The following is a 14,205-nucleotide window of genomic DNA, read 5'->3' on the forward strand; positions in this document are numbered from 1 at the left end:
GCTCCTACAAGGGATCTCGCTTGTCCTTTAAATCTGCGACAATCGCCACCCTGCGCCACTAGACGACTGAATTGCGTACCCGATGACCGACGAATCGCCCTCCATCGACAAACTGCTGAAAAACCTCGATCACGCCATGCTCGCCGACCGCCACCGGCTGCGGCGGCAGTTGCTTGAGCAGCGCAAGAAACCCGACGAGGCCAAGCTGGCCCAGTGGGTGGCGCGCATGCAGGCGTCCTGTGATCAGGTGCTGGCGCGCAAGGCCAGCCTGCCGGTGATTCGTTACGACGACAGCCTGCCGATCGCCGCCAAGCGCGACGAAATCAAGAAAGCGCTGGAAAAGCACCAGGTGCTGATCATCGCCGGTGAAACCGGTTCGGGTAAAACCACCCAGTTGCCGAAAATCTGCCTGGAAATCGGTCGCGGCCAGCATGGCTTGATCGGCCACACACAGCCGCGCCGGATCGCTGCGCGCAGCGTCGCCAGCCGGGTGGCTGAAGAGCTCGGCACGCCGCTGGGCGCGCTGGTCGGCTATCAGGTGCGTTTCGAGGATCAGAGCGATGCCAACACCCTGATCAAGCTGATGACCGACGGCATCCTGCTGGCGGAAACCCAGAACGACCGCTATCTGGAACGCTACGACACGATCATCGTCGACGAAGCCCACGAACGCAGCCTCAACATCGACTTCCTGCTCGGCTACCTGAAAACCCTGCTGCCACGGCGTCCGGACCTGAAGGTCATCATCACCTCGGCGACCATCGACCTGGAGCGCTTCTCCAAGCACTTCGACGATGCGCCGATTGTCGAAGTGTCCGGCCGTACTTTCCCGGTGGACACCTGGTACCGCCCGCTGACCCTGGAGCAGGACGAAGAGGGCAACCGTGTCGAGGACGACCTGACGGTGGATCAGGCAATCCTCGCCACTCTCGACGAAATCGCCGCTTATGAGCGCAGCGAGCGGCGCAGTCCCGGTGACGTGCTGGTGTTCCTGCCGGGCGAGCGCGAGATTCGCGACGCCGCCGACATGCTGCGCAAGGCCCAGCTCAAGCACACTGAAATCCTGCCGTTGTACGCGCGCCTGTCGCCGGCCGAGCAGCAGCGGATTTTCCAGTCGCACCCGGGCCGTCGCGTGGTCCTGGCGACCAACGTCGCGGAAACCTCGCTGACCGTGCCGGGCATCCGTTACGTGATCGACAGCGGCACCGCACGCATCAGCCGCTACAGCTACCGGGCCAAGGTTCAGCGCCTGCCAATCGAAGCCATTTCCCAGGCCAGCGCCAACCAGCGCAAGGGCCGTTGCGGACGGGTCGAACCGGGCATTTGCGTACGCCTGTACAGCGAAGAGGATTTCCTCGGTCGGCCGGAATTCACCGATCCGGAAATCCTGCGCACCAACCTCGCGGCGGTCATCTTGCAGATGCTGCATCTGCGCCTCGGCGAGATCACCGCGTTCCCGTTCATCGAGCCGCCAGATGGCAAGGCCATCAGCGACGGTTTCAACCTGCTGCAAGAACTCTCGGCGGTGGACCGCAACAGTCAATTGACGCCCCTCGGTCGTCAACTGGCGCGACTGCCGGTGGACCCGCGCATGGGCCGCATGCTGCTGGAAGCGGCGAAACTCGGCAGTCTGCAGGAAGTGCTGATCGTCGCCAGCGCCATGTCGATCCAGGACCCGCGTGAGCGTCCGCCGGAGCGTCAGCAAGCGGCCGATCAGGCCCACGCCCAGTGGAAAGACGCCGACTCTGACTTCGCCGGACTGGTCAATCTGTGGCGCGGTTTCGAAGAGCAGCGCCAGGCCCTGAGCGCCAGCCCGTTGCGCAACTGGTGCCGCAAGAACTTCCTGAATTACCTGCGCCTGCGCGAATGGCGCGACTCCCATCGTCAACTGAGCCTGATCTGCCGCGACATGCAGTTGAGCCTCAATAAAGAGCCGGCGGACTATCCGAAACTGCACAAAGCCGTGTTGGTGGGGTTGCTGAGCCAGATCGGCCAGAAAACCGAAGAGGGCGATTACCTCGGTGCACGTCAGCGGCGGTTCTGGATTCATCCGTCGTCGGGTATCGGTAAAAAGCGTCCGCAGTGGCTGATGACCGCCGAACTGGTGGAAACCACCAAGCTCTACGCGCGCATGGTGGCGAAGATCGACGCCGACTGGATCGAGCCGCTGGCCGGGCACCTGATCAAGAAAAACCATTTCGAACCGCACTGGGAGAAAAAGCGCGGCCAGGTCGTGGCGTTCGAGCAGATCACCCTGTTCGGGTTGATCGTGGTCGGCCGTCGGCCGGTGCATTACGGCCCGGTGGACCCGGTGGTGTCTCGTGAATTGTTCATCCGCGAAGGGCTGGTGCGCGGTGAGATTCAGTCGAAGGCCAAGTGCCTGACCGCCAACAAACAGTTGCTGGAACAACTCGACGAACTGGAAGCCAAGGCCCGTCGTCGCGACATTCTTGCCGACGAAGAGACCCTGTTCGCCTTCTACGACGCGCGACTGCCGGCGGAGATTCACCAGACGGCGACCTTCGACAGCTGGTATCGGATCAACAGCCAGAAAGACCCGCAGCTGCTGATCATGCGCGAAGAGGACGTGCTGGCCCGAGAAGCCAGTGAAGTCACCGCCCAGCACTACCCGGATACGCTGCACATCGGCGACCTGGAATTGGCCCTCAACTACCACTTCGAACCCAACCATCCACGGGACGGCGTGACCCTGCGCGTGCCGGCACCGCTGTTGCCGATGCTGCCACCGGAGCGCCTGGAATGGCTGGTGCCGGGTGTCATCGAAGCCAAGTGCATTGCGCTGGTGCGCAACTTGCCCAAGGCCTTGCGCAAGAACTTCGTACCGGTGCCGGACTTCGTCAAGGCGGCCTTGCAGCGCATGACCTTTGCCGAGGGCTCGCTGCCCCAGGCCCTGGGGCGCGAGCTGCTGCGCATGACCGGTGCGCGGGTCAGCGATGAGGCCTGGGCCGAGGCGGCGCAGCAGGTCGAAAGCCATCTGCGGATGAACCTGGAAATCGTCGACGGCCAGGGCAAGTTCCTCGGTGAAGGTCGCGATCTGGCCGAGCTGACTGCGCGTTTCGCCGAAGCCAGTCAGGCTGCGTTGGCCGTCCCGCAAACCGCGAAAAGCCAGCAACCGGTGGAGCCGAAAGTGTTCGCCGCCGTCGCCGAAAAAACCCAACAGAAGATCGCCGGGCTGTCGATGACGGTGTATCCGGCGCTGGTGGAAGAGGCGGGCACGGTCAAGGAAGGACGTTTCTCGACGCCGGCCGAAGCCGAGTTCCAGCATCGCCGTGCGCTGCAACGCCTGCTGATGCAGCAACTGGCCGAATCGGCGAAGTTCCTGCGCGGCAAGTTGCCGGGCCTCACCGAACTGGGTCTGTTGTATCGCGACATGGGGCGTGTCGATGCGTTGGTGGAAGACATTCTGCTGGCCAGCCTCGACAGCTGCATTCTGGAAGGCGAAGACCCGCTGCCTCGTGATGGCGCGGGTCTGGCGTCCCTGGCTGAACGCAAGCGTGGCGCCTGGACCGAGCACGCCGAGCGTGTGGCGAAGCTGACCCTGGAAATCCTCAAGCTCTGGCACGGCTTGCAAAAACGCTTCAAGGGCAAGATCGATCTGGCGCAAGCCGTGGCCCTGAACGACATCAAGCAGCAGCTCAGCCACCTGGTCTATCCGGGGTTTGTCCGGGAAACGCCGATGCAGTGGCTCAAGGAGTTGCCGCGTTACCTCAAGGCCATCGAGCAGCGCTTCGAAAAAATCGCTGCCCAGGTGCAGCGCGACCGGGTCTGGAGCGGCGAATTGAGCGGCCTGTGGACGCAATACCAGACCCGCGCCGGCAAACACGCCCAGGAAGGCAAGCGCGATCCGCAGCTGGAGTTGTACCGCTGGTGGCTGGAGGAATACCGGGTTTCGCTGTTTGCCCAGCAACTGGGAACCAAGGTGCCGATCTCCGACAAGCGGCTGAACAAGCAGTGGACGCAAGTCGAACCCTGACCCGACTCCTGAACACCTGGCCCCTGTGGGAGCGAGCCTGCTCGCGATGGTCGTCAACGATAACGCGGGATGACTGACACCCCGCGGCGTTCTTGCTTCCATCGCGAGCAGGCTCGCTCCCACAGTTGACGTTGCCGGTATCAGCCAGCCAGTTCACCAGCAAAAGGCGCCAAAACCCAAGGTTTATGGCAAACTTCGCGACCATAAACGCCAGTTTCGCGACCCAGAGCCTTCGACCCGGTTGCGAGCAGGAATAAAGCGATGCCAGGTTTGCGTCCCCCCGGATGGGAATAGACCCTTTGTGTGTTGGTACGACGGTGCCAATACTTTCAGCCTGAACAGATCAGAGACACGACCATGCATAACGTCGTCATCAGTGGCACCGGCCTGTACACCCCGGCCAACAGCATTTCCAACGAAGAGCTGGTCCAGTCTTTCAATACCTACGTCGCGCAATTCAACGCCGACAACGCCGATGCCATCGCGCGTGGTGAAGTGCAAGCGTTGACCGAGTCCAGCGCCGCTTTCATCGAAAAAGCTTCCGGCATCAAGAGCCGCTTTGTCATGGACAAGGACGGCATCCTCGATCCGCAACGCATGGCCCCACGCCTGCCGGAGCGTACCAACGACGAGTGGTCGGTGCTTTGCCAGATGGCCATCGGTGCGGCCGAACAAGCCTTGCAGCGCGCCGGCAAGACCGCGGCGGAAATCGACGGCGTGATCGTCGCCTGCTCCAACCTGCAACGTGCCTACCCGGCCATTGCCATCGAAGTCCAGGAAGCGCTGGGCATCCAGGGTTTCGGTTTCGACATGAACGTGGCGTGTTCTTCGGCAACCTTCGGTATCCAGACCGCCGCCAACAGCGTGCAACTGGGCCAGGCCCGGGCGATCCTGATGGTCAACCCGGAAGTCTGCACCGGCCACCTGAACTTCCGTGACCGCGACAGCCACTTCATCTTCGGCGATGCCGCCACCGCGGTAATCATCGAACGTGCCGACCTGGCGACGTCCAAATACCAGTTCGACATCGTCAGCACCAAGCTGCTGACCAAGTTCTCCAATAACATCCGCAACAACTTCGGCTTCCTCAACCGCGCGGCGGAAGAGGGTATCGGCGCCAAGGACAAACTGTTCGTGCAGGAAGGCCGCAAGGTGTTCAAGGAAGTCTGCCCGATGGTGGCCGAGCTGATCGCTGAGCATCTGCAGGAGAACCAGCTCAACATCAGCGACGTGAAGCGCTTCTGGCTGCACCAGGCCAACCTCAGCATGAACCACCTGATCGTCAAGAAGCTGCTGGGCCGCGACGCCACCGAACAGGAAGCCCCGGTGATTCTCGACACCTACGCCAACACCAGTTCCGCCGGTTCCGTGATTGCGTTCCACAAGAACCAGGACGATCTGCCCGCCGGCTCGCTGGCCGTGCTCAGCTCGTTCGGCGCCGGTTATTCGATTGGTAGTGTGTTGCTGCGCAAGCGCTGAAATTGCTCGCGGTAAAAAAAATCGCAGCCAATGGCTGCGATTTTTTTTGCGCAAGTACAACGAGAAAACAGAAACAGCCTGGCGTTGTTATATCGGAGGATGATGGGGACCGAGATAACAACGCCAGGCTGTAAAAGGGGCTCAGGCTTCCTTGCCCGAGTCGTGTAGCGGGGTGAATCAGAACTTCGCTTCGGCATCCAGTTGCAGGGTGTTGATGTCCGAATCGGTTTTCTTGATGTTGGCGTTGGTCTGGTCCGAGGTCGCCATGAAGTAGGTCGCGCCCAGGGCGAAGTTTTTGTCCAGGTCGTAGCTCACTTTCAGCTTGCTGCCGCGCGAACCGGTGAAGCCGTTGGCGAAGTCGGAGTCGGTGAAGGCACCCACCACAGCGTTACGCTGCACGTCGCGGTAGTTGTAGTCCAGGTTGAAGCCGTAGACCTTGGACTTCACACCGGCCAGCCAGCCAGTGTCCTGGTCGTTGCTGGCATCGGTGTTGTTGACGTACTGACCGTACAGCGACAGCGGTACCGGCAGGTTGGTGAAGTCCAACTGGCCAAAGCCTTCGTACAGTTTGAAGGTTTCGTTCGGGCTGTTGCCGTTGACGGCCAGGGCGCATGGCGTAGTGACGGTGCCGCTGGTAGGGCAGGCACTGTCCTTGTCGTTGCCGTAGGAGTAGATACTGCCACCCAACGTCATTTTCATGCTGTCGGTGATGGCGAAGCGCGCGCCCAGCTGGCCAGCGTACAGACGCAGGTCATGCTTGAACTGCACGCCTTCACCGTCGACGTTGTCCTTGAGGGTGTAGTGGCCGGCGCTACCGAACAGCTCGGTGCTGCCGCTCAGCGGGTACTTGTAGGTGACGGCCAGACCTTCAGGGTTGATGTCGCTATCCCAGATGATGTCGCCCATGCTCACCCATTGTTGCGGCATCTTGCCGCCAACCAGGTGCAGGTTCTTGATCGCGTCAGGGTGGTAGTCGATGTAACCCTGGTCCAGCCAGATCTGCTTCTTGTCGAAGTAGTTGTTCAGGTCCTGGTTGGTCGAGCGAGCGTCGTCGTTGCTGCCGGTAGCGATACGGATACCGGTGTCGACTTGCGGGTTGATTTCGCTGTAGGCACCCAGGCGGGCACGAATGCGCTGACGGTCCTGGTCCTTGTTGTTTGGCACGCCATCGTTGTGTACGGTTTCTTCACGGAAACGTACGTCACCCTTGAACTGGGTCTTGGCGGCCCACGCCAGCTTCTGGTCGAAGGTGCTCAGTGCCTCGGTTTTCTTCGCGGTGGCCGCGATTTGCTCGTTGGTCTCTTGCTGAGCCTGACGGGCGATCTGCTGGTCTTTCTGATCCCTGGCCAGCTCGGCTTGCAGTTCGCTGTACTGCGCGTTGGTGATCGAGCCGTTAGCCTTGAGCATGTCGAGCAGTTTGGCGTCGACTGCGGCACTGGCCGGAACACTCATGGCCAGCAACAGGCCACCGCACAAGGCCGCCGCAGTTTTCGTGGAAGCAAGACGCATATCAATCTCCGAAGATGAGAGGGGATGACAGAGCCATCCGGGACACAACCGACCGTAAGGGGCGGAAAACAGTGGCCGGGTATAACCCGGCGCTCTAAAAACAGGCGCCAGTATCGCGATGGTTTATTACAGAGCGGTGGCAATGTGATGTCATGTCGATGACGATACAAAGTCGCCGTGAACTATTGAGTTAGAGCACTGTCGTCGTTTTGCCCGTGTGCATTGCGCAGCGATGGGCGATACTCGCGGGGCTTTCACGCCATCAAGAGTGAGGACGGTGATGCCGTTGCAACGCCTGCAAAGACTGTCAGAAATCGCCCCGCAGACCTGGGACGCCATGGTTCCGGAGAGTCAGCCTTTTCTGCGTCACGCTTTTTTGAGCGCACTGGAAGACAGCGGCAGCGTCGGACCCCATTCCGGCTGGCAGCCCGAGCATTTGCTGCACATTGAAGGTGAGCGCCTGATCGCCGCGCTGCCCAGTTATCGCAAGTGGCATTCCTACGGTGAATACGTGTTCGATCACGCCTGGGCCGACGCCTGTGCACGCGCCGGCATCGATTACTATCCCAAACTGTTGACCGCGGTGCCGTTCAGCCCTGTCAGCGGGCCGCGGCTGTTGGCGGCCACGGTAGAAGACGGCTTCGAATTATTGAACAGCCTGCCGGGCTACCTGGAGATAGAAGAACTCTCCAGCGCCCACATCAACTTCACCGATCCGTTCACCGATGCGGCACTGAGCGAGCAGCCCGGCTGGCTGCAGCGCGTTGGCTGTCAATACCACTGGCAGAATCGCGGCTACCGGGATTTCCAGGACTTCCTCGACGTGCTGAGCTCGCGCAAGCGCAAACAGATGCGCAAGGAGCGCGAGCAGGTGGCCGGGCAGGGTTTTGAGTTCGAATGGCTGGAGGGGCGGGAGCTGAGTCAGGCGCAATGGGATTTCGTCTATGCCTGCTACGCCAATACGTACGCGGTGCGCCGGCAAGCGCCGTACCTGACGCGGGCGTTTTTCAGCCTATTGGCCGAACGCATGCCGGAGTCGATTCGCGTGGTGCTGGCCAAACAGGGTACACGGCCAGTGGCGATGGCGTTCAGCCTGGTGGGGGGCGACAGCTTTTATGGGCGTTACTGGGGATGCCTGGCGGAGTTCGATCGCCTGCATTTCGAGACCTGTTTCTACCAGGGTATGGACTATGCCATTGCCAACGGTTTCCAGCGTTTCGATGCCGGGGCCCAGGGCGAGCACAAACTGATTCGTGGATTCGAGCCAGTCATTACGCATTCCTGGCATTACCTGCGGCATCCGGGGTTGAAAGCGGCGGTGAAAGACTTTCTGGAACAGGAGCGGCTGGGGGTGATGGCTTATGCAGAGGATGCGAAGTCAGCCTTGCCTTATCGACAAGGCTGATCTTCAACTTGGCGTGTCAGCTGTCTTCCTTGCCCAGCCAGCGGTACAGCACACCGCCGACGACTGCACCGAGTAGCGGTGCGACCCAGAACATCCACAGTTGTTGAATCGCCCAGCCGCCGACGATCAGCGCCGGGCCGGTGCTGCGCGCCGGGTTGACCGAGGTGTTGGTGACCGGGATCGAGATCAGGTGGATGAGCGTCAGTCCCAGGCCGATGGCAATCGGTGCCAGTCCGGCCGGTGCACGTTTATCGGTGGTGCCGAGGATGATCAGGATGAACATCGCGGTCATCACCAGTTCACAGACGAACCCTGCTGCCATCGAGTAGCCGCCAGGCGAGTGTTCGCCGTAGCCGTTGGACGCCAGGCCGCCCGCCAGTTCGAAACCGGGTTTGCCGCTGGCAATGAAGTACAGCAGGGCGGCTGCGATCACGCCGCCAATGACCTGGGCTATGACGTAGGCCGGTAATTCATTGGCCGGAAACCGCCCGCCCACGACCAGGCCGAGGGATACCGCGGGATTGAGATGGCAGCCGGAAATATGGCCGATGGCGAAAGCCATGGTCAGCACTGTCAGGCCAAATGCAAAGGACACCCCGAGCAGGCCGATTCCCACCTGCGGAAAAGCCGCCGCCAATACCGCACTGCCGCAACCACCCAACACCAGCCAGAACGTACCTACCAACTCGGTCGCCGAACGTTTTAACAGAGACATGAGAGAGGGCCCTTTCGAGATTTTGCTGCCTTGTGCATCCAGCCGATGGACTGCAGAACCACCTCCAGAAGGTTGAAGTGAGTACAGCAGGGTTTTTTCAGAATTCCAGCAGGCATAAAAAACCGCCAGGGCCCGTGGATGACGGGCTCTGGCGGTTTACTAAAATTTCTCGGCTTCACTTGCCCCCCTGTAGGAGCGAGCTTGCTCGCGATGAACCAGAGAACGCCGCGGGCTGTCAGGCTCCCAGCATTATCGTTGACGACCATCGCGAGCGAGCTCGCTCCTACAGGTTATGTGGCCATTCTGAGGATCAATCGATCCCGACAAATCCACCGGTCTGGTGTTGCCACAACCGTGCATACAAACCGCCATGGGCCAGCAGCTCGGCGTGGGTTCCGGTTTCGGCGATCTTGCCGTTTTCCAGCACCACCAGCCGGTCCATCCGGGCAATGGTCGAGAGCCGGTGAGCGATGGCGATCACGGTCTTGCCCTGCATCAGGGTCTCGAGGCTTTCCTGGATCGCCGCTTCGACTTCCGAATCCAGTGCCGACGTGGCCTCGTCCATGATCAGGATCGGCGCGTCCTTGAGCAGCACACGGGCGATAGCAATACGCTGGCGCTGGCCTCCGGAGAGCTTCACTCCGCGCTCACCGACGTGGGCGTCGAAACCGGTGCGGCCTTCGGCGTCCGAGAGTGAGGGAATGAAACCGTCAGCCCGGGCCTTGTACACCGCTTCCCAGAGTTGGGTGTCGGTGGCGTCGGGTTTGCCGTACAGCAGGTTGTCACGGATCGAGCGGTGCAACAGCGACGTGTCCTGGGTGATCATGCCGATGCGTTCGCGAAGGCTTTCCTGGCTGACGTGGGCGATGTTCTGGCCGTCGATCAGGATGCATCCGCCTTCGACGTCGTACAGGCGCAGCAGCAGGTTCACCAGGGTCGATTTGCCGGCACCGGACGGGCCGATCAGGCCGATTTTTTCACCGGCCTTGATGGTCAGGCTGAGGTCGCCGATGATCCCGCTCTGCTTGCCGTAGTGGAAGTCCACCTGTTCGAAGCGCACTTCGCCACGGGCCACCGCCAAAGGCTTGGCCTGGTCGCGGTCGGTGACGCTGACCGGTTGCGAGATGGTCTGCAGACCGTCCTGCACCATGCCGATGTTCTCGAAGATGCCGGTCACCACCCACATGATCCAGCCGGACATGTTGACGATACGGATCACCAGGCCGGTGGCCAGGGCAATCGCCCCCACGCTGATCAGCGACTGCGTCCACAACCACAGGGCCAGGCCGGTGGTGCAGACGATCAGCAAGCCATTCATGCTGGTGATGACCACGTCCATGCTGGTGACCACCCGGCCGGCCAGTTGCGCCTTTTCGGTTTGTTCCTTAATCGCTTCGCGGGCGTATTGCTGTTCGAAGTTGGTGTGGGCGAACAGCTTCAGGGTGGTGATGTTGGTGTAGCCGTCGACAATCCGCCCCATGAGTTTGGAGCGCGCATCAGATGCCACCACCGAGCGATCCTTGACCCGTGGCACGAAGTAGTAGAGGGCACCGACGAAGGCAAAGATCCACGTCAGCAGCGGGATCATCAGGCGCCAGTCGGCTTCGGCGAACAGCACCAGCGAACTGATGGCGTAGATCAGCACATGCCACAATGCATCAACGGCCTGCACGGCGGAATCGCGCAGTGAGTTGCCAGTTTGCATGATGCGTTGGGCGATGCGCCCGGCGAAGTCGTTCTGGAAGAAATTCAGGCTCTGCTTGAGCACGTAGCTGTGGTTCTGCCAGCGGATCATGCTGGTCATGCTGGGGCTCAGGGTCTGGTGCACCAGCAGGTCATGCAAGCCCACGAATATGGGGCGCAGCACCAGCGCGACCACCACCATCCAGGTCAGTTCGAGGGCATGCTCGCGGAACAGATTGGCGTTCGGTGTGCCTTGGGCCAGGTCGATGATGCGGCTCAGGTAGCTGAACAACGCCACCTCGATCAACGCGCCAATCAGGCCGACGATCAACAGGGCGGCGAAGCTCGGCCAGACCTGCTTGAGGTAATAAGTGTAGAAAGGGAAGACCCGGTCCGGCGGAGACGCCGTCGGTGCTTCACGGAAAACATCGATCAGTTTTTCAAAGCGGCGATAAAGCATCGGTTGTTCGCCCGCGAACGGGCTCTCCTTTTAACGGTTTGAGCGTTGCCGGCAATCGCCGGCAGCGGCTCGGACATCCTTGTCCAGCTTAGTCTCAGTCGATGCGCTTGGCCGACTTGATGAAGACCGGGTCGGCCGGTACGTCGCGCATGCCGTTTTTGGTGGTGGTTGGCGCGTTGACGATGATGTCGACCACATCCATGCCCTTGACCACTTTGGCGAACACGGCATAACCGGCGTCGCGACCCGGATCGAGGAAATCGTTGTCCTTGACGTTGATGAAGAACTGGCTGGTGGCCGAGTCCGGATCGGAAGTGCGTGCCATCGACAGCGTGCCACGCACGTTATGCAGGCCGTTGCTGGCTTCGTTCTTGATCGGATCCTTGGTCGGCTTCTGCTGCATCGAGGAGGTGAAACCACCGCCCTGGGCCATGAACCCCGGGATCACCCGATGGAAAATGGTGTTGTTGTAGAAGCCGCTGTCGACGTATGCAAGGAAGTTCTTGGTACTGATCGGGGCCTTGACCGGGTCCAGTTCGATTTCGATCTGGCCGTTGGTGGTGTCCAGCAGCACATGCGGGGTCTTTTCCGGCGTTGCGGCCATCAGGTTGGCGGCAAACAGGACGGAGCCTGCGGCGAGGGCGATTTTTTTCAGCATGGGTCATTGATCCTGAGTGGTGGTATCGACTGCGGTCAGAAACTCCAGCAGCGTCTGGTTGAAGTGTTCCGGCTGGTCCAGCGGCGTGGCGTGGCGTGAATCGGCGATCACCACCAGCCGCGCGTCGGGCAGCAGTTTTACGTAGTTTTCCTTCAGTGCCACCGGTGTGTAGTCACGGTCGGCACTGACGATGAGAGTTGGACAGGTGACCTTCGAAAGTCGTTCCTGAACCCCCCAGCCCACAATGGCATTGAAGCTGGCGAGATAAGCATGTTTGTCGTTTTTTGCCCAGCGCTCGGCCATCTTTTGTCGCAAGTCGGCCTGCTCGGGCTTCGGGAACAACTTGTCGCCCAGCGCCTTGCCGATGGTGCCAAGGCTGAGGGCGCGCATCAGGCTCCAGCGCTTGAACCACTGCCAATAGTCATCGCGGCTGCGCAGTTTGACCTGCGGCGCGCTATTGACGATGCACAGGCTCTTGAGCAGTGGCGGCTGATCCACAGCCAGCTGGAAGCCGATCATGCCACCCATGGACAGGCCGACATAGTGGGCCGGGCCGAGATCAAGGTGTTCGATCAGTGCAATCAGGTCAGCGCTGAACCCGGCAATGCTGTAGCGCTCCCGGGGTTTGTCCGAACGGCCGTGGCCGCGCACATCCGGGACGATCACCCGGTAGCGGGTGGCCAGTGCCGGGATCTGTTTTTCCCAGTCCAGCGTGCTGGAGCCCAGACCGTGGACCAGCAGCAGCGGCGTGCCGTGACCGTATTCCTCATAGTGCAGGTTGCAACCTTCGTGTTCGAAATAGGCCATGCATACACTCCGTGTCAGGCTTGTTCGGGGGCGGCGAACGGCGCGTCCAGTGGCGCGGTGTCAAACGTACGCAGCAGTTCGATGAGAATCTGCGTGGCCGGCCCGAGCGGTTTGTCCTTGTTCGAGTACAGGTAAAAGCTCGGGTTACGACTGCCGCCCTGATCCAACGGTAGCAGCTTGAGCGTACCTTCCTTGAGTTCTCGTTCGATCATGTGCCTGGGCAGCCAGGCAAACCCCAGGCCGCTGCTGACGAAGGTTGCGGCGGTGGCCAGGCTGCCGACGGTCCAGCGCTGTTCGGCACCGAGCCAGCCGACGTCCCGTGGTTGCTGGCGGCCCGAGTCGCGGATCACCACTTGCATCTGGCTTTCCAGGTCCTGAAAGCTCAGTTCGCGGTTGAGGCGGTGCAGGGGGTGCTCCGGGTGGGCAACCGCGACGAACTCGACGTCGCTCAATTCCGCGCCCAGGTATCCGGGAATGCTGAGCCCGGTGATGGCCAGGTCGGCCACGCCTTCGAGCAGCACTTCCTCCACACCCGACAGCACTTCCTCACGCAGACGCACCCGGCAGCCACGGCTTTGCGGCATGAACGCGGTCAAGGCGCGGACGAGGCGGGCACTCGGGTAAGCGGCATCGACCACCAGGCGCACTTCGGCTTCCCAGCCCTGTTCCATGTGATGGGCCAGGTCTTCGAGTTGACTGGCCTGCTTCACCAGTTGCCGGGAGCGGCGCAACAGTACGCCGCCGGCCTCGGTCAGCACGGCTTTGCGTCCGTCGATGCGCAGCAAGGGTACGCCGAGCTGATCCTGCATGCGTGCCACGGTATAGCTGACTGACGATTGCGAGCGATGCAGCGCCTCGGCGGCCTGGGCGAAACCACCGTGATCGACCACGGCTTGCAGTGTTCGCCATTGATCAAGGGTCACGCGGGGCGCTTTCATGTTGAGCTCCTCTTGTCCTAAGCTGGCAGCCCTTACTGGAGGCTGCTGAATGAAAAAATTCTGTTGTGTGCTGCTGGCACTATTGCCGCTGACGGCAATGGCTTACCCGATCGATGTGAAAAAAGACCTCAACGGCATGAAGATCGATTACCAGACCTACGACACGGATAACGACATCGGCTCCATCCAGGTGGCCAACTACGGCGAAGTCGATGCGAGCTGCAAGGCCGTCTTCATCAATGGCCCGGAAGCACCGCGTAGCCGCAAGATCGATGTACCGGCCGGCAAGCACAAAAATGCCACCGCCAAATTCACCCGCAGCATCATCAAGCTGCGCATCGAGCTGACCTGCACCCCGAAATGAAATCAATCCCCCTGTGGGAGCGAGCCTGCTCGCGAAGGCGTCGTGTCAGTCGAGATCACTTTTGTTGACCCACCGCTTCGCGAGCAGGCTCGCTCCTACAAGGGCAAGACATGCTGAGCTTATAAACGAATTTATTGATGGGTTATAGCAGTTATTTGCGCTTTTTCATCGATATGACTCTGTTTAACCTTCA

General features: G+C 60.9%; 10 protein-coding genes. 4 read left to right on the forward strand and 6 right to left on the reverse strand.

The window, feature by feature from the left end; translation table 11 throughout:
• Nucleotides 1–82 precede the first annotated feature (82 nt).
• Nucleotides 83–3,994, forward strand: a complete 3,912-nt coding sequence (gene hrpA / locus ACEN8E_RS06795; protein WP_495591948.1) for an ATP-dependent RNA helicase HrpA — start codon at nucleotides 83–85, stop codon at nucleotides 3,992–3,994.
• 357 nt (nucleotides 3,995–4,351) lie between these two features.
• On the forward strand, nucleotides 4,352–5,473 hold the full coding sequence (locus ACEN8E_RS06800; RefSeq protein WP_495591949.1) for a beta-ketoacyl-ACP synthase III: 1,122 nt from the start codon (nucleotides 4,352–4,354) through the stop codon (nucleotides 5,471–5,473).
• A gap of 177 nt (nucleotides 5,474–5,650) precedes the next feature.
• On the opposite strand, the gene ACEN8E_RS06805 is transcribed toward ACEN8E_RS06800, so the two are convergent.
• Nucleotides 5,651–6,982 carry a putative porin gene (locus ACEN8E_RS06805; RefSeq protein ID WP_495591950.1) on the reverse strand — a complete coding sequence of 444 codons (1,332 nt, stop codon included), beginning with the start codon at nucleotides 6,980–6,982 and terminating at the stop codon, nucleotides 5,651–5,653.
• A 280-nt stretch (nucleotides 6,983–7,262) separates the two neighbouring features.
• Between ACEN8E_RS06805 and ACEN8E_RS06810 the strand changes: the two genes are divergently transcribed.
• On the forward strand, nucleotides 7,263–8,387 hold the full coding sequence (locus ACEN8E_RS06810) for a GNAT family N-acetyltransferase (protein ID WP_495591951.1): 1,125 nt from the start codon (nucleotides 7,263–7,265) through the stop codon (nucleotides 8,385–8,387).
• A 16-nt stretch (nucleotides 8,388–8,403) separates the two neighbouring features.
• On the opposite strand, the gene aqpZ is transcribed toward ACEN8E_RS06810, so the two are convergent.
• The 5 genes from aqpZ to ACEN8E_RS06835 form a co-directional block, all read right to left on the reverse strand.
• A complete protein-coding gene (gene aqpZ, locus ACEN8E_RS06815; protein WP_495591952.1) occupies nucleotides 8,404–9,102 on the reverse strand; it encodes an aquaporin Z in 699 nt (232 codons plus the stop codon).
• A 310-nt stretch (nucleotides 9,103–9,412) separates the two neighbouring features.
• Nucleotides 9,413–11,245, reverse strand: a complete 1,833-nt coding sequence (locus tag ACEN8E_RS06820) for an ABC transporter ATP-binding protein (protein ID WP_495591953.1) — start codon at nucleotides 11,243–11,245, stop codon at nucleotides 9,413–9,415.
• A 94-nt stretch (nucleotides 11,246–11,339) separates the two neighbouring features.
• A complete protein-coding gene (locus tag ACEN8E_RS06825; RefSeq protein WP_495591954.1) occupies nucleotides 11,340–11,903 on the reverse strand; it encodes a peptidylprolyl isomerase in 564 nt (187 codons plus the stop codon).
• 3 nt (nucleotides 11,904–11,906) lie between these two features.
• Nucleotides 11,907–12,710: an alpha/beta fold hydrolase gene (locus ACEN8E_RS06830; protein WP_495591955.1), complete on the reverse strand. Its 804-nt coding sequence runs from the start codon at nucleotides 12,708–12,710 to the stop codon at nucleotides 11,907–11,909.
• A 14-nt stretch (nucleotides 12,711–12,724) separates the two neighbouring features.
• Nucleotides 12,725–13,648, reverse strand: coding sequence for a PA3225 family LysR-type transcriptional regulator (locus ACEN8E_RS06835; RefSeq protein WP_495591956.1), 924 nt, complete (start codon nucleotides 13,646–13,648; stop codon nucleotides 12,725–12,727).
• Between the two features lie 49 nt (nucleotides 13,649–13,697).
• On the opposite strand from ACEN8E_RS06835, the gene ACEN8E_RS06840 reads away from it, so the two are divergent.
• Nucleotides 13,698–14,012, forward strand: a complete 315-nt coding sequence (locus tag ACEN8E_RS06840) for a 3-phosphoglycerate kinase (RefSeq protein WP_495591957.1) — start codon at nucleotides 13,698–13,700, stop codon at nucleotides 14,010–14,012.
• Nucleotides 14,013–14,205: the final 193 nt, after the last annotated feature.

Source organism: Pseudomonas sp. Pseusp9 (assembly GCF_059491265.1).